Raw genomic sequence first — 17,101 nt, forward strand, 5'->3', positions numbered from 1 at the left:
TCGAAGTTAGGGGGAGAAAGTATGAAAAAGTTTGCTTCAAGAAAAGCATCAAGGTTTATTGCATTATTTTTAATTTCTATTTTAGTAATGTCAACGATTCCTGTGTCAGCTGAAAATGGAAATACATTGAATCAGATAAAAAAAGCTGAATACAGTGAGACCTATAAACAATATCTAGAAGATGCTAAAAATGGACGTACAGAAAAATATAATGGTATTATACCAAATCCATATCAATTGGAAGGTACTAAAGTTCAAAGCAAAGGAAGAACAGCTCCAGCATCTTATGACCCAAGAAAGTTAGGATTAATGACATCAATAAAAAATCAAGAAAATCTTGGAATATGCTGGGACTTTGCAGCTATGGCAACTTTAGAAAGTTTCCTGAAATTGAAGAATTATGGAGACTATGATTTATCAGAAGAACATTTAAGATGGTGGGCTTCAGAAGGTGAATATGGATGGACTGTAAATGATATGGATGGTGCTTTAAATTATGAAGCTATGGGATACTTAACATCTTGGTCAGGTCCTAAATTGGAAAAAGATATTCCATATAATGGTAAAATATCTAAAGCACAAGGAGCAACAAAACCAGCTAATATGAATACAGCACCAACTGTCTTTAATGTAACAGATGCTGTATGTGTAAGTAATGATATGAACTCTACAAAAAATGCTATATTACAGTATGGAGCAGTAACATCAGGTTATTATGAAGATATTAGGTATCAAAGTGAAGACCAAAATTCATATTATTGTCCAACAAAAAGTTTTAACACTAACCATGCTATTTCAGTTGTAGGTTGGGATGACAATTATTCTAAGGATAACTTTAATTCAAGCAATAGACCATCAAAAAATGGTGCATGGCTAATAAAAAATAGTTGGGGAGATTATAATTCTGAACGTGGATACTTCTGGATATCTTATGAAGATAAGACTCTTATGTCTGATATAGATAATTTCTCAATCAGAGGAGGTCAAAAACCAAATGATGATGAAAAAATGTATCAACATGACTATGCAAGTATTGTTCCTTTAATTTCAAACAAGATAACAGCTGCAAATGTATTTGACTTTAATAGGGGAGATGAGACTCTAAAGTCTGTAATGTTTTTAACTGAGAGTATAGGAGCTAAGTATGAAATATATTATGCTCCAGTAGTAAATAGCATACCTCAAGAAAATAACATGAAAAAATTAAAAGAGGGCACTACACAATATTCGGGATACATAACAGTTCCAATCGATTCTTTTGATATACCAGAAGGAAAAGGTGCTATAGTAGTTAGCATAGAAGATAAAAGTGGAGAATCAACTATAGGTTCAGAATCAAATGTTCCAGGTTACGATACGTTTAAAGCAAAAGCAAACTTAGGAGAAAGTTACATTATAGATAGTACTGGAAAATTCTATGATATAAATAGAGATAGCAAGTTTTATCCATGTAACTTTACTATAAAAGCTGTTACAGAAAAATCTTCTGGGGAAAGTATTCCAAATGAATCTTTAATTGGTAGTGATAGATATGAAACTGCCATTAAAGTTAGTCAAAATGGCTTTAGTTCTTCAGAAAATGTAGTTTTAGTAAATGGAAGTTCAATAGTGGATGCATTGGCAGCAACTCCTTTTACATCTGCTATCAATTCACCAATACTATTAACACAAAAGGAAGCTTTGAATTCAAAAACTAAAGCTGAAATACAGAGATTAGGTGCAAAAAAAGTATACTTAATAGGTGGAGAAAATTCCATAAGTAAAGAAACTGAACAACAATTAAAAAACTTAAATATATCAACTGAAAGAATATCAGGAAGTGACAGATATAAGACAAGCTTGCTATTAGCTCAAAAACTAAATAGTATAAAAAATGTTTCTCAAATAGCTGTTGTAAATGGTGTAAAAGGTTTGGCTGATGCAATTAGTGTAGGTGCAGCCGCAGCAGAAAATAATATTCCAATTATACTTGCAAATGAAAAAAGCGAATTACAAGGAGCAGATGAATTTTTAAACTCACTAAATATAGAGAAGTCTTATATTATTGGCGGTACAGTATCTTTATCAACTAGTTTGGAAAGTAAACTTAAAAATCCCACTAGATTATCTGGTAGTAGCAGAGACGAAACAAATTCAAAGATAATAGATAATTTTTATAAAAAAGATACTTTGAAAAATGCATATGTAGTTAAAAATGGAATCAAGAGTCAAAATGATTTAATAGATGGATTAGCAGTTGGCCCTTTAGGAGCAAAAAATGCGTCACCAGTAATTTTGGTTGGTGATAAATTAGCTGATAGTCAAAAAGATGTTCTTAAAAATAAAACTTTAGAAAAAGCAACTCAAGTTGGTGGAGGTGCAAATCAAAACGCCTTTAAGGAGTTAGTAAAATTAAAAAGTGCTAAATAAGATAGATACTAGTAGATTAATATATTTCTAGTAGAGAGTGTCAAATGTAAGCTGTAAATAGTTATTTTAATTATTGATAACTGAAACAATCAATAATTATAAGATTCTATTTACAGCTTAAAATATATGTATTAATATTTTAAGTGTATAAATAGAAAAGGGTTGTTTTTATATAGAAAGTCTTACATCCTATATAAAAACAACCTGTATTTAATTAACCTTTTTATATAGTTCTAATAGCTATTATAGAGCTAAGTGGTAAATATAGTGTGTAAGTCTCGTTTAAAGATGGATTAGATTCGTCTATATATCTTGAACAAAGTGTAATTGATAAGCTGTCTGCTTCTATAATTTCCCCATATAAAGGGCAACTGCTAAAATAAGAATTTACTTCAACATATTTATTTAAGTTTTCTTGAACAAAATCATAAAAACGATTTTTTGTAGTAGTAGTCATAAAATCAACTCCTTCATTTTTTATTAAAAATGGAACTTTTAAAAAGATAAATATGATTACTGCTATTAGAAACTAAGTTAAAAAATAAGCAAATAGATATGAAAATAGAATAATATATTATTTATATTTTAATTATAACATTATAGCATAAAAAAAGCTATATAAAATTCAGAATTTTCGAAGATTTTTAATGGAATTAAGAAATTTATTGACATTAAAGTGGAAATGAATTATATTGACTGTAAAGATTAATTTAGTCAAATAGGAGGTGAAAGGATGCCTAAATCATATTCTGATAAAGAAAGAGAATACATAGTTAAAAGACTTAAAGAAGAAGCGAGTTTGTGCATTGAGCAATATGGTATTAGAAAAACTACTGTTGATGAGCTTGTAAGACGAGCAAATATTCCAAAAGGAACTTTTTATCTGTTTTTTAAATCTAAAGAATTACTTTTTTTTGAAGTATTGAGAGATATACATGATTCAATACAAAATCAAATGTTATATGAATTAAAAAAACTTGATGACAGTGTTACATATGAGCAGTTGACAGATATATTTATGAAATTTTATAAGTTAGTTGATGATACTTCAATTTTAAATCTGTTAATTAATGGAGAATTTGAAATACTAATGCGAAAATTACCAGATTCTATAATTGAAGAACATTTTAAACATGATGATTTTGAAATTAGTAAGATGATATCTTATATTCCAAATGCAAAAAATAAAAGTGTAGAAAACTTTAGTGGTGCGTTTAGAGCAGTATTTCTTACTATGTTATACAAACATGAAGTTGGTGAGAATTGCTTTGATGATGCTTTAAGATTGATGATAAGAGGTCTAGTTATACAACTTATGGAATAAATTTTTAAACTTGTTTGCTAATATTTTTACTAAAAAGTATTAACAAACAAAAAAATTGATTTTTATTGACTATATAGTTAAAATAGTCAAATATATAAAAAGGCGGGATAAAAATGATTAAAGTTGATAATTTATCATTTAGTTATACAGATAAAAAATTTTTACAAAATATTAATTTTGAAGTAGGGAAAGGAGAAATACTAGGATTTTTAGGACCATCTGGAGCAGGTAAATCAACGTTACAAAAAATTCTAATTGGTATGATAACCAATTATGAAGGAAGTGTATTTGTAAATGGAATAGAAAGCAAAAAACATTCAAATAAATTTTATGAGAATATAGGCGTTGATTTTGAATTTCCTAGTTTATATGAAAAATTAACTGCAATAGAAAATTTAAAATACTTTGGATCTTTATATTCTAAAAAATTATTACCAATTGATGAACTACTAAAATCAGTAGGATTAGAAAGTGAAGCAAATAAAAAAATATCAGAATATTCAAAGGGTATGAAATCAAGACTAAATTTTATAAAAGCTTTATTACATAATCCAGATATATTGTTTTTAGATGAACCAACAAGTGGACTTGACCCATCAAATAGTAAGATTATGAAAAATATGATTTTGTCAGAAAAATCTAAAGGTAAAACTATTATTTTAACAACTCATAATATGTTGGATGCAACAGAACTTTGTGATAGGGTAGCATTCATTGTAAATGGGAAAATATCTGCATTAGATACACCACATAATCTTATTATGTCAAAAGGTGCTGTTAAAATTAGATATACATATTTTGATAATGAAGATTTTGATAATGAAGAAAAAACTTCTGAATGTTTTTTAAATGATACTAGTAATGACAAAAAATTAAATATGCTTATTAAGGAAAATAAGCTCTTATCAATACATAGCAGTGAACCGACATTAAATGATATTTTTATTGAGATAACAGGGAGGAATTTACAATGAGATTAAAAAATCTTATCTTAGGAGATGTAAAGTTTCAATTTAAATATGGATTTTATTTTTTATATGTTACTTTAAGTATTGTATATATTTGTTTGCTTAATGCCTTTCCACCATTATTGAGAGAAAAGGTAGCTATAATTATGATTTATTCTGACCCAGCAGCAATGGGACTATTTTTTATGGGAGCAATTGTACTTCTTGAGAAGAGTCAAAGAGTTTTAAATTCCCTAGCTGTATCTCCCATAAAAATATCAGAATATATTTTATCAAAGGTGATTTCATTGTCAATAATATCTAGTATTGTATCTATGGTAATTGCAATTACAGCAAATTTAAATAATATTTTGATAGTAATTATGGGAACTTTCTTTGCATCCATAATATTTTCATTACTTGGGCTTATACTTGCAAGTAGAGCATCAAGTTTAAATCAATTTATTGTTTTAACTATTCCTATTGAGATTGTCTGCTTTGTGCCACCAATAATTAATGTATTGATGGATTTAAGTGTATTCACCAACTTGTATCCTTTTAATATATGTATTTCTCTTATTAGTGGAGATAAAAATTCTTTAGTAACTAATATATTAATTTTAATATTGATGACTATAATAGTTTACTTTATAACATATTATTTTGTTTGTAGTATTTGGAAAAAGGTAGGTGGTATAAAGTTATGATAAAAATTATTAATGCTTTTAGACAAGAATTTGAGCAAATAAAAGGTGATGCTATGCTTTTTGTAGTATGTATTTCTCCAATATTATGTGGAGGACTTATAAAAGTTGGAATACCATTAATTCAAAATATATTAATTGATAGTTCTTATTATAAATTAACTTTAGAACCATATTTTTTAGTATTTGACTTGCTTTTAGCTTTTATAACACCTTTTATGTTCTTTTTTGTTTCTACTATGGTTATGTTAGGAGAAATTGATGATAATATTTCAAAGTATTTGATAATCACTCCTATTGGAAAAAGTGGTTATCTTATTTCAAGACTTGGAATACCAGCTATATTAGCCTTTGCCATTACAGTAATTTTATTATTAACTTTTTCGCTAACTAAAATTTCTTTTTTATTAAATTTGGCAATTTCTTTAGTATCTTTGACTCAGGGAATTATTATATCAATATTAATAATTTCTTTATCATCAAATAAATTAGAAGGTATGGCACTTACAAAGTTATCAGGACTTTTTATGTTAGGTATTCCAGCACCATTTTTTATTTTAAATAAAATACAATATATTTTACTTTTCTTACCATCATTTTGGTTAGCAAAGGCATTTAAAGATAGTAACTACATATATATTTTTATCTCATTTATTGTATCATTAATTTGGATTGTTTTATTACTTAAAAAATTCAATAAAAAAATATCTAGTTAAATAGATTATCAAAATAAATGTAAGGTTGACTTGACATAAAAATTAGAAAATGTTACAGTTTAAATGTAAGGTTAACATTACATGAATGGAGTATATATGAAAAATAAAATCAAGGTATTAAGAGAAAAATTGGGGTTAACACAAGAACAACTAGGAGAATTAGTAGGAACATCTAGGCAGGCTATAAATGCTATAGAGACTGGAAAAAATGAACCTTCAATATGGTTAGCATATGATATTTCAAGAGTTTTTAATGAACCAATAGAAAGTATATTTTTATTTGAACAAAGTGAGAGAAAATCAAGAGCTCAGATAAGTAGGGGGGAATATTATGGCTCTAAGAGAGATTAGAACTTTTGACGATGAAATTTTAAGAAAAAAGAGTAAGAATGTAGAAAAAGTAGATAATAAGATAAGAGACCTATTAAACGATATGGCAGAAACCATGTACAATACACCAAATGGTGGGGGTTTAGCTGGATGCCAAGTGGGAATATTAAAACGTTTAGTTGTTATAGATTTAGGAGAGGGACTTATTAAACTTGTCAATCCTGAAATTATTAAAGAAGAAGGAGAGCAAATTGTTGTTGAAGGTTGTTTAAGTTTTCCTGATGTATGGGGAAAATTAAAAAGACCTAAAAAAGTTACAGTTCAAGCTTTAAATGAGAATGGTGAGAAAATAATAATTAAAGGTTCAGGACTTATGGCAAAATGTCTTTGTCATGAGATAGACCATTTGGATGGCATAGTTTTTACAGATAAAATTATTGAACGTGTAAAACTATAAGGTAATTTAAGTACTAAATTTAGATAATATTTTATAGTGAGGAGTTAGATTATGAGATTATGGCATAAAGATTTGATTGATGTATTACCAAAAAATCAATTAGTAAGTCAATGGAGAGAACTATTCGCTATAAAAGGTTCTATAGAGAAAAAAGGTACTCCAAATCATCTATTAGTAAATAAAGTATTAAATTATAGTATTGATGAATTTAAATTTTATGCTAAAGTTGTACATGATGAAATGGTAAAAAGGGCTTATAGACCTAATGAAACTAAGTTTATAGAAATGCTAAAATGGAACAATAACAATTTCTCAATGGATGTATCTGTAGTATATAATCTAAATTTAGAAAATTTATATAGAGATTGGCATAATGAAATATATTTAAAGCAATGTCTATATAATTTAGAAGAAAAAGCAGTGTGTGGAGGAATATCCATGAATGAATGGGATATATTACTTTGTAAATACGGTGATGACTATGAATTATGGCATGGTAATAACTTACTTTAATTACTATAATTTAATATTATGGTATTATTAGATGTAAAGAGGTGATTGTTTGTATAATAAAGTAAAATATATTCCAATAAATTGTGAAACTGCTTGCAATAAACTAAAAAGAAGTATTCCATATAAATGGGATTTAAATATTTATCGTGGATGTGAACATGCATGTAAATATTGTTATGCTATCTATTCACATAAGTATATTAATTCTAATAATTATTTTGAAGATATCTATGTAAAAACAAATATAGTAGAAATGCTTGAGAAACAATTGAGTAGCAATAAGTGGAAGCGAGAAGTAATTAATATAGGTGGAGTGACAGATAGTTATCAACCTATAGAAGCTGAGTATAAAATTATGCCAGAAATATTGAATCTATTAATCAAATATAAAACCCCAGCAATTATTTCTACAAAATCGGATTTAATTTTAAGAGATTATGATTTGGTTGATAAATTATCTAGAATTACATATATTAACATAGCATCTACAATTACGACTGTAGATGAAAAGACACAAAAGCTCATTGAGCCAAATGGAGTAGATTCAATGAGAAGATTTGAAATGTTAAAAGAATTTAGAAAAACTAACGCTTCAGTTGGTCTTCATATTATGCCAATCATACCTTATATTACAGATAATTTTGATAACATAAATTCATTATTTAGATATGCAAAAGAAAGTAATGTACACTATGTGCTACCTGGAACTCTGTATTTAAGAGGTATAACTAGAGGTGTTTTTTTTGACTTCATTAAAAAAGAATTTCCTGATTTATTTGATAAATTATCAGTATTGTACAGTACAGGTTCAGCTAATAAAGAGTATAAAAACCAACTTTATAAAATGGTCAATCAACTTAGAAATAAGTATTCTTTATCAAGTAGTTATGACAAAGTAATGAAAGAAAAATTAAAACATTCAAGCGATATTCAGTTGTCTTTTTTTGATTAATTTTAGATACAATAGTGTACTTTTTAATTTAATATTATAAATTATTTAAACTGAAATTTATTGACAAATAGAGATAGTAAGTATACAATACATCTATAAAATAAAAATATGAAAGGATGATGTTGTTCGGGGTACTTGATATCATAAAATCGTTGATGTAAGTATTGCTGGAAAAGAGTAAATAAAATCAAATTTAATAAGTAAACAAAATAAAGCGATAGTTTTATTGTTGTGCTTAAAAATATTTGATTCTATTTTACTCTTATTTAAACTCATCTTTTTGAAGTTAAACCACAGAGTAAAATCTGTGGTTTTTTTATTTTATAAATAAATTTTAAGGAGTGGTATGTTTTGTTAAACAAATTATGCATGTATTTAGAAAAACCAGAACTTTATAAGGAAAGTAAAGTTAATTTTTGGGATGATGAATATATCTCAAAACAGTTATTAAAAGCACATTTAGATGTTGATTTTGAAGGAGCAAGTAGAAGTCTAGACTTTATTAATGATTCTGTAGATTGGATAGTTAAAGTTGCATCTCCAGATAAGTATCCAAATTTAATCGATTTAGGATGTGGTCCAGGATTATACTCAGAAAGATTTGCACAGAAAGGTTATAAAGTAACTGGAATTGATTTTTCAAAACGTTCTATTAATTATGCACAAAGTAGAAATGAAAAGAAAAATCTAAATATAACATATTTATTTCAAAGTTATTTAAATATGAATTACAGTGAAGCATTTGATATAGCTACTTTAATTTATTGTGATTATGGAGCTTTATCAACTAAAAACAGAAGTCTATTGATGGAGAATATTTACAAGAGTTTAAAACCTGGAGGAAAGTTGATATTAGATGTATTTACAATAAATAAATACGATGATTTTAAAGAAGTTAAAACATGGGAAATAAATGAAAATGGAGGCTTTTGGAGTAGTGAAAGATATATGTGTATACAAGATAATTGCAAATATAGTGATTACAATACATTAGAACAAACTCTTGTTATAACAGAAGGAAGTGCAAATGTATTTTATATTTGGAACAAATACTTTTCAAAAGAGAGTTTTTTTACAGAAATTAAAGATATTGGCTTTAAATCTATTGAAATTTTTAATAATGTCAAAGGTGAAGCATATTCTGATGATAGTATGACTATGGGATTTGTTTTACAAAAATAGTAAAAAAATAATGAATATATTTAAATGAATAAAAACTTGAAATCTACAATGATATCACATAAGAAAAGTATATATATTGAAATATGGACATTTTTATGTTATTTTTAATACATTATAAATTTGATTATATAAAAATAAAAGCAATATTTTTATTATTATTTTTTATATAAAATTTATTTGAATATATTTTTTTAACAGAATATGATATTAAAATTAATATATAGTTTAGAAGGATGTGGTATTAGTGCTAGAGATTCAAGGAAAATACAATAAAGCAAAAATATTTACAGATAATGTAGATAGTACAACAATAAGTCAAATAATAGAATTATGTAATCAGGAATTTACAACAAAATCTAAGATAAGAATAATGCCAGATTGTCATGCAGGTTCTGGCTGTGTAATAGGTACTGTAATGACAATACAAGATAAAATAGTCCCAAATCTTGTTGGAGTAGATATAGGGTGTGGGGTTATATGTGTAAATCTGGGTAAAGTTGATTTGAATTTGAAACAGATAGATGATTTTATAAGAAAAAAAATACCTCATGGATTTAATATAAATAAATATAGTAAAGCAAACTATAAAAAAGAGATAGAATCATTATATTGTATAAAAGGTATAGGAAAAGCTACAGAGGAATATAATCGAGCTATTGGAAGCCTTGGAGGGGGAAATCATTTTATTGAGTTAAATGAAGATAGTGAAAAAAATAAATATTTAATAATACACTCTGGTAGTAGAAATCTTGGCAATAGGGTAGCAAAATACTACCAAAAAAAAGCTTATGATTACTATGTCAGAATTAGCAATAGCTTTGAGGAAGACAGTAAAAGACTTGTTGAGCAGTACAAAAAGGAAAATAGAGAAGAAGAAATTCAGGATGCATTGATAACGCTTAAAGAAGAACATAATTTTACCCCTAAAATACCAAAAGATTTATGCTATTTAGAAGGAAAATTGATGGAAGATTATCTTCATGATATGGATATTATACAAAAATATGCTGAACTAAACAGAAATACAATGGCTAAAAGAATAATTGAAGAATGTATAGGTCTTAAGTTCAATGATTTAGACCATTTTCAAACTATACATAATTATATAGAAATTGAAAACAGAATACTAAGAAAAGGAGCTATAGCATCGTATGAAGGAAGAAAGTTATTGATTCCTATAAATATGAGAGATGGTGTTATCTTGGGAGTAGGAAAAGGAAATTTAGATTGGGTTAATTCTGCACCTCATGGAGCAGGACGTATACTTTCAAGAGGAGAAGCCAAAAGAAGTATAAATATGAAAGATTATGAAGATTCTATGAAAAATGTATTTACAACGAGTGTAAATATTAAAACCATTGATGAAGCACCTCAAGCGTATAAGCCAATTGATGAGATTGTAGAAAATATAAGAGAAACAGTTGACATAATTAATATATTGAAACCAATTTATAATTTTAAGTCAAATTAACAATTTGGAAGATTAAGATAATATAGTAATCTTAATCTATATAAAAAATAAAATTTATAAAAAAGGAGTACAAAAAATAGTACTCCTTTTTTATATGGAGGTTCAGAAATAAGGATTCATTCAATTATGAAAATAAATCCTTGGATATTTCTTAAAGAGAAACTTGACAATTGATAAGTAAAGATATAATATGTATAGTAACTAAACAGTAATGAAACTAAACAAATAGAGGTGAAAGTATGAGAGATTATTCTAAACTAATTACATCGATGGAACGTATTATTCACAAATACAATCAGTGGGAAGATAAAAAGCGAACTTATGGAACAGAGCTTCTATTATCAAAATCAGAAATTCATACAATATCAGCTGTTGGTGATAATCCTGGAATAAACATTACATCTCTTGCAGATGTTTTGGGTATTACAAAAGGAGCAGCTTCTCAGATGATTTATAAACTAGTAGATAAAGGAACTGTAGTAAAAAAAGTATCTCCTGATTCTGATACAGAAGTAGTTTTGAGCCTTACAGATGATGGAATGAAAAATTATAAAGCTCATCAAGAATATCATAAGCAAACTAATGATGAATCACTCAAACTGTTAGATGATATGCCAGAGCCTTTTTATGAGTATATGTTGAGTTATTTTTCTGCTTTTGAAGAAAGTATTGATAAAAAATTAGAAGAAAAGTAATGGCTGTGTGTGAAAAAATTGCTATCGTAGAGGGTAGCAATTATTTTTAAAAATATGTTTAGTAACTATACTGTATTGAAACAAAACATTTGAAAGGATGATTGATATGAATGGAAATCAAAAAAGAATCTATCTTTTAGAAAAAGAAGATGTAAGGAAATCACTGTTAAAATTAGGAATGCCTACTATGATGGGGATGATAGTATCAGCATTATATAATATTGTTGATGCTTTCTTTGTAGGTCGTTTGGGGACACTGCAAACTGCTGCAGTATCCTTAGTATATCCATTAACTATGGTTGGTACTGGAATAGGGTTGCTTTTTGGAAGTGGTGCAGGTTCTTATATTTCAAGGCTTCTTGGTAAAAAAGAATATGAGGAAGTAAAGGCTTGTAGTAGTATAGCTTTCTTTTCAGGTATATTTTTAATCACTGTTTTGGTTACAATTATGCTATTATTTTTTAATCCTCTTATGAATATTTTAGGGGCAACAGATAGCACACTTTATTATGTAAGAGAATATGGTTTGATATATATTTTGGGGCTTATATTCAATGTTTTAAATATAATGATGAATAATATGATAGTTGCAGAAGGGAGTTCTTCATTTAGTATGACTGCTATGTTGCTTGGTGGATTAACAAACTTCATATTAGACCCAGTTTTAATATTTGGATGTCATATGGGAGTTTCTGGTGCAGCTATTGCAACATTAATTTCACAACTTGTCTCTACCTCATTTTATGGATTTTATATTTTAAAAGGGCATACATTTTTGAAAATTTCTTTTAGTTATTTTAAAATCAAGCGTACTATTTACACAGAGATTTTCAAAATCGGTCTACCAGTTTGCTTCTTCCAATTTTTGACTGGTGGGGCAGTGAGTTTAACTAATATTGTTGCTAAACCATTTGGAGAAGCTGCTATTGCAGCTATGGGAATTGTTAACCGCCTTATGTCTTTGGAATCAAATGCTTTATATGGTTTTTTAAAAGGTTATTCTCCTCTGATTGGATATAACTATGGTGCAGGAAAAATAGATAGAGTTGAAAGAGCTACTAAGACAGCAATATATTGGAGTACTGTTGTAAATGTATTGTTTGGAGCTTTGTGTATTTTATTTTCAAAGCAATTTATTTATATATTTAATCAAGAATCAGTTAAAGTATTGGAAATTGGAAGAACTGCTTTAATTGTTGATGCTATTTCATTTATGACATTAGGGGTTCAAATTGTCATAGGAAATTACTTTTTAGCAATTGGAAAAGCAAAACAAGGTGGTATGCTAAGTATATGTCGTCAAGGTTTGCTGTTCATTCCATTTTTGTTGATCTTCACAAATTTATGGGGTATGAAAGGTCTTATTGCAACTCAATTGGTAGCAGATGTATGTGCAACAATTATTACTGGCATAATGTGGTTTAAAGAAAAGTCACTACAATTAGTATAGAAGAGATTTTATCAGAAAAGAAAATATTATTGAAATATTGATAAAGAAGTATTCTAGTTTTGTATTTCAATAAATACTTGTCGAGAGTAAGATATTGAATTATATAAATTCATAAGAAATAGTAATTTGTTTTGATTATTTAAATATGGGATAATATAATATGAATGTATTCCTAACTTTAAATTAGAAAGAAGGTGTGAATAATGAAATATTATGTAGTTGATTCATTTACAAATAGATTATTTAAAGGAAATCCTGCTGGTGTTTGTGTTCCTGAAAAGAGATTATCACTAGAATTAATGCAGAAAATAGCAACAGAGAATAATCTTCCAGAAACAGCTTTTGTAGTTAAAAATAATGGAAATTATGACTTACGATGGTTTACACCTAAAGAAGAAATTGATTTATGTGGTCATGCAACTTTAGCTGCAGCTTATGTTATATCCAATTTTATTGATATAGATATTAAGAAAATTTGTTTTTTTACTCAAAGTGGAACTCTTGAAGTTACACGAAATGGGAATCTATATGAAATGATATTTCCAAACAGAGAACCTATTGAAATTGAATTATCAGTACAACAACGTAGTTTACTGGGTTGTACACCAGTGGCTATCTACTCTTCAAGAGATTTAATATTGTTACTAAGTAATGAACAAGAAGTTATAGACTATACACCTAATTATCAAGATTTACGTAAATTAACAGGTTGGCTAGGTGTTATAATTACATCACAAGGAACTGATACAGATTTTGTATCTCGATATTTTTGTCCAGAATTAGACTCAGAAGATTCTGTTACAGGTTCATCTCATTGTAGTCTTATACCATATTGGGCTGAAAAGTTGGGAAAAGATAAAATGATAGCATCACAACTTTCTAATCGTGGTGGCATTATTCAGTGTGAATTATTAAAAGATAATGATGTAAAAATTTCTGGAGAAGCAGCTTTGTTTATGCATGGAGAAATAATGGATAATATTTAAAGTTGTTAATAGCAATAGTAAGGAAGATAAATTTATGTCCACATTGACAAATTAAAATAAAAAAGTTAATATTTAACTGATGAAGATAAAAACACAGTCTGGTTGGTAGTCCAGACGCAGCAATTGCTGTCAGTAACCTGCCTCCTTGGTTGTCCATTCTTTAGAAATAAAGCAAATAAATAGGAGGAACTAGCAATGGATAATGTTAGTGGAAAATTAACAGTCTTATTTGAAGAACCGTTTTGGATAGGTATATTCGAAAGACAAGATGGTAAAAAATATGAGGTGTGTAGGGTAGTTTTTGGAGCAGAACCTAGGGATGTAGAAGTATATGAATTCATACTTGAAAAGTTCTTTTCATTAAATTTTGGAAGTATCAAATTGGATAAAAATGTATCTAAAGACAATATTGGATATAAAAGGATGCAGAGAAAAGTAAAAAAAGAACAGTCTAAAGAAACTATAGGAACTAAAGCGCAAAATGCTCTTAAGCTTCAACATGAAGAAAGAAAACAAGATAAAAAAATACTAGCTAAGTCTAGAAAAGAAGAAGAAAAAGAAAGACTTTTTACTTTGAAACAAGAAAAAAGAAAAGCCAAACATAAAGGTCATTAATTTAATTGGTTAGATTTTTATGAATTGCTAGATAAGAGGTGTATAAAATTAAAAAATTTATACACCTTAAATTATTAATAAAAATAGAATTATTATATTTAAAAATCACTTTAAAACATATAAAAATAGAATAATAACAATTGTAGTAATATTATAAATGGTATCCCAAGTGTAAATTTAATATGCTTAGTTTTATGTCTAAAAGAATACATTCCAATGATAGAACCGATGCTACCTCCAATTATTGCTATGGCAAGAAGGGTAGTTTCTTTTATTCTCCATTTATTTTTTATTGCTTTTTTCTTATCAATATACATTGAAGATAAACCAATAATATTAATAATTATAAAATATATAGAAATCAAATTTTTCACAATATTACCTCCATAAGACGTATAATAAAAATATATTATACATTATAAAGCAAGAATATTTTTTTTAAAAGCTTAATCTATAATTACTATATATAAAATATTTCATAAGAACTAATATTGTATTAATTGGAAAATTTAAAAAAATTAAACAATTGCTAAAATAGGGGGTATATTTATAAGACATAAAGTGATAAAATTTACTTAGAAAATAATGTAAAATAACAGGAGGACAAGGCAAAATGAAATTCATAGTAGAAAAAGAAGTATTTGATAAATTAGAAAATGTATGTTTTGGTGTAGTAGTTGCAAAAGGAATAGACAATACTAAAGAAATTGAAAGAATAAATAATCTTTTAGATATAAGCATAGACAGAGTAGAAGAGTACTTTAAAGATAAAAAGGTAAAAGAAGCAGAAGAAATTATACCATACAGAGAAGCATTTAGAAGTTTAGGGATGAATCCAAATAAATTTATGAGTTCGATAGAAGCAATGACAACAAGAGTTGCTAAAAATAAAAAGCTTCCACATATAAATCCTATTGTAGACTTAGGAAACTCTATTTCTTTAAAATATCTACTTCCAATGGGTGCACATGATATGGATTTTAGAGATGATGATGTATTTGTTAGATTTTCAAAAAAAGGGGATAAATTTATTCCATTTGGAGAAACTGAAGTTGAGTTGATGGAAGAAGGAGAATTAATTTATTCTGTTGGAGATATGGTAAAAACTAGAAGATGGATATGGAGACAAGGTGAAGAAGGAAAAATTACAAGTAGTTCAAAAAATATATTTTTCCCTATAGATGGTTTTACTAATGCAAATTTAGATCAAGTAATGAGTGCAAGAGAAGAGTTAGCAAAATTATTAAAAGAAATATTTGATTGTGAAATTAAAGTAGGGTTCATAGATAAAGATAACTTAGAAATGGAGATATAAGAAACTGTATCCAATACTTATTTTAAAGTATTATGTCTATAATTACTTAAGGATATTTAAATAAAGAGAGGTCGTAGTAAATTTGAAAAAAACTATAATAAAGAATATAAATCCATTGGTTGAAAGTAAGTTTATGGGACTTTTTGAAATTGAGTATAAAAATAAGCTAGATGAAGATAAGATATGGATGGTAGCATCAAGAAAAAGCAGTGAACAACTAAAAAGTATTTATCTTGAAAATAAAGAAGATAGTGCAGATGCAGTTGCAATAGTAGGTCTTCATAAAAGTAGTAAAAAATTAATTTTAATAAAACAATTTAGAGTACCCATTAATGGATATATATACGAATTGCCAGCAGGTCTTATCGATAAGGGTGAATCTATAGATATTTCTGTTGAAAGAGAACTTAGAGAAGAAACTGGGCTTACTCTTTTAGAAATTCAAAAAAATAAGAGTAATGAGAAAGTATATCTATCTCCTGGTATGAGTGATGAATCGATTGCATTTGTTTACTGTATATGCGATGGTAATATAACTGATGAATTCTTAGAACCAGATGAAGATATTGAAGTTATTTTAGTTTCACAAGATGAAGCAAAAGAAATTTTACAGAGTAATCATAAGATAGATACAAAAGCATTTTTAATTTTACAAATGTTTGTAAGTTTAGGAACTAAATTATTTGAATAATTATAAAAAAAAGAGATTGTATTATGTAAGTGAGTAAAGTATAAAAATTTATTTTATTCATATAATGATATAATCTCTTTTTTGTTTTATTTTTTAAGATGTAAAGTAATCAATACAAAAATTTAAGGGTTATTTTTAGGTAATCTTTAGATGTTTTTGTATTGAGAGATAATCTTTTAATACATATTGTATTTTCAAATATAGATATAGTTTAAAAATTCAAAAAAATGGTGGTGAAATATGTCCCAAGGGACATTGGGCAAAATACGTCCCTCCAGCCTCTTTATATTAAAAAGTATATACTAAATAAGGGTTAAAAGAGATAAAAATGATACACTAATTGT

Annotated in this window: 19 protein-coding genes; 17 read left to right on the forward strand and 2 right to left on the reverse strand. The window is 27.0% G+C overall.

All coding sequences use genetic code 11. The features are described 5' to 3' along the window. The first annotated feature begins 21 nt into the window (after positions 1 to 21). Entirely contained in the window at positions 22 to 2,409 is a 2,388-nt protein-coding gene (locus IC218_RS03785; RefSeq protein ID WP_227433253.1) for a cell wall-binding repeat-containing protein, read from the forward strand. A 223-nt stretch (positions 2,410 to 2,632) separates the two neighbouring features. Here IC218_RS03785 and IC218_RS03790 read toward each other — a convergent pair whose 3' ends face one another. Next, positions 2,633 to 2,866: an ATPase gene (locus tag IC218_RS03790; protein WP_227433254.1), complete on the reverse strand. Its 234-nt coding sequence runs from the start codon at positions 2,864 to 2,866 to the stop codon at positions 2,633 to 2,635. 276 nt (positions 2,867 to 3,142) lie between these two features. On the opposite strand from IC218_RS03790, the gene IC218_RS03795 reads away from it, so the two are divergent. From IC218_RS03795 to IC218_RS03860, 14 genes are all read left to right on the forward strand, one after another. Beyond that, positions 3,143 to 3,733, forward strand: a complete 591-nt coding sequence (locus tag IC218_RS03795; protein ID WP_227823843.1) for a TetR/AcrR family transcriptional regulator — start codon at positions 3,143 to 3,145, stop codon at positions 3,731 to 3,733. A 113-nt stretch (positions 3,734 to 3,846) separates the two neighbouring features. Then, positions 3,847 to 4,707: an ABC transporter ATP-binding protein gene (locus tag IC218_RS03800; protein ID WP_227823844.1), complete on the forward strand. Its 861-nt coding sequence runs from the start codon at positions 3,847 to 3,849 to the stop codon at positions 4,705 to 4,707. After that, positions 4,704 to 5,387, forward strand: a complete 684-nt coding sequence (locus IC218_RS03805; RefSeq protein ID WP_227483155.1) for an ABC transporter permease — start codon at positions 4,704 to 4,706, stop codon at positions 5,385 to 5,387. Before IC218_RS03800 ends, IC218_RS03805 begins: the two co-directional genes overlap by 4 nt. Then, entirely contained in the window at positions 5,384 to 6,100 is a 717-nt protein-coding gene (locus IC218_RS03810) for an ABC transporter permease (protein ID WP_227823845.1), read from the forward strand. Before IC218_RS03805 ends, IC218_RS03810 begins: the two co-directional genes overlap by 4 nt. A gap of 96 nt (positions 6,101 to 6,196) precedes the next feature. Then, complete coding sequence (locus tag IC218_RS03815) at positions 6,197 to 6,451, forward strand: helix-turn-helix transcriptional regulator (protein WP_227483153.1); 255 nt, start codon at positions 6,197 to 6,199, stop codon at positions 6,449 to 6,451. Next, positions 6,432 to 6,887, forward strand: a complete 456-nt coding sequence (gene def / locus IC218_RS03820) for a peptide deformylase (RefSeq protein WP_227435871.1) — start codon at positions 6,432 to 6,434, stop codon at positions 6,885 to 6,887. Before IC218_RS03815 ends, def begins: the two co-directional genes overlap by 20 nt. A gap of 51 nt (positions 6,888 to 6,938) precedes the next feature. Then, the gene (locus IC218_RS03825; RefSeq protein ID WP_227435873.1) at positions 6,939 to 7,400 is read left to right on the forward strand and encodes a pyrimidine dimer DNA glycosylase/endonuclease V; all 462 of its coding nucleotides are present in this window, start codon (positions 6,939 to 6,941) and stop codon (positions 7,398 to 7,400) included. A gap of 49 nt (positions 7,401 to 7,449) precedes the next feature. Further along, complete coding sequence (locus IC218_RS03830; protein WP_227823846.1) at positions 7,450 to 8,352, forward strand: SPL family radical SAM protein; 903 nt, start codon at positions 7,450 to 7,452, stop codon at positions 8,350 to 8,352. A 351-nt stretch (positions 8,353 to 8,703) separates the two neighbouring features. Further along, on the forward strand, positions 8,704 to 9,534 hold the full coding sequence (locus tag IC218_RS03835; RefSeq protein ID WP_227823847.1) for a class I SAM-dependent methyltransferase: 831 nt from the start codon (positions 8,704 to 8,706) through the stop codon (positions 9,532 to 9,534). Positions 9,535 to 9,778: 244 nt separating this feature from the next. Continuing rightward, a complete protein-coding gene (locus IC218_RS03840) occupies positions 9,779 to 11,005 on the forward strand; it encodes an RtcB family protein (RefSeq protein WP_227435886.1) in 1,227 nt (408 codons plus the stop codon). A 239-nt stretch (positions 11,006 to 11,244) separates the two neighbouring features. Further along, the gene (locus IC218_RS03845; protein WP_227823848.1) at positions 11,245 to 11,700 is read left to right on the forward strand and encodes a MarR family winged helix-turn-helix transcriptional regulator; all 456 of its coding nucleotides are present in this window, start codon (positions 11,245 to 11,247) and stop codon (positions 11,698 to 11,700) included. Positions 11,701 to 11,806: 106 nt separating this feature from the next. Beyond that, positions 11,807 to 13,150: an MATE family efflux transporter gene (locus tag IC218_RS03850; RefSeq protein WP_227435890.1), complete on the forward strand. Its 1,344-nt coding sequence runs from the start codon at positions 11,807 to 11,809 to the stop codon at positions 13,148 to 13,150. 203 nt (positions 13,151 to 13,353) lie between these two features. Then, positions 13,354 to 14,136 carry a PhzF family phenazine biosynthesis protein gene (locus IC218_RS03855; protein ID WP_227435891.1) on the forward strand — a complete coding sequence of 261 codons (783 nt, stop codon included), beginning with the start codon at positions 13,354 to 13,356 and terminating at the stop codon, positions 14,134 to 14,136. Positions 14,137 to 14,331: 195 nt separating this feature from the next. Then, positions 14,332 to 14,751, forward strand: a complete 420-nt coding sequence (locus IC218_RS03860; protein ID WP_227823849.1) for a YjdF family protein — start codon at positions 14,332 to 14,334, stop codon at positions 14,749 to 14,751. 110 nt (positions 14,752 to 14,861) lie between these two features. Here the strand turns inward: IC218_RS03860 and IC218_RS03865 are convergent, their stop codons facing one another. Beyond that, complete coding sequence (locus IC218_RS03865) at positions 14,862 to 15,125, reverse strand: DUF1294 domain-containing protein (RefSeq protein WP_227823850.1); 264 nt, start codon at positions 15,123 to 15,125, stop codon at positions 14,862 to 14,864. 239 nt (positions 15,126 to 15,364) lie between these two features. On the opposite strand from IC218_RS03865, the gene IC218_RS03870 reads away from it, so the two are divergent. Both IC218_RS03870 and IC218_RS03875 read left to right on the forward strand, forming a co-directional pair. Then, positions 15,365 to 16,066, forward strand: a complete 702-nt coding sequence (locus tag IC218_RS03870) for a B3/4 domain-containing protein (protein WP_227435897.1) — start codon at positions 15,365 to 15,367, stop codon at positions 16,064 to 16,066. A gap of 82 nt (positions 16,067 to 16,148) precedes the next feature. Next, positions 16,149 to 16,757: an NUDIX hydrolase gene (locus IC218_RS03875; protein WP_227823851.1), complete on the forward strand. Its 609-nt coding sequence runs from the start codon at positions 16,149 to 16,151 to the stop codon at positions 16,755 to 16,757. Positions 16,758 to 17,101 lie beyond the last annotated feature (344 nt).

Origin of the sequence: Clostridioides sp. ES-S-0005-03, from assembly GCF_020658455.1 — a bacterium.
Taxonomy (GTDB): Bacteria; Bacillota; Clostridia; order Peptostreptococcales; family Peptostreptococcaceae; genus Clostridioides.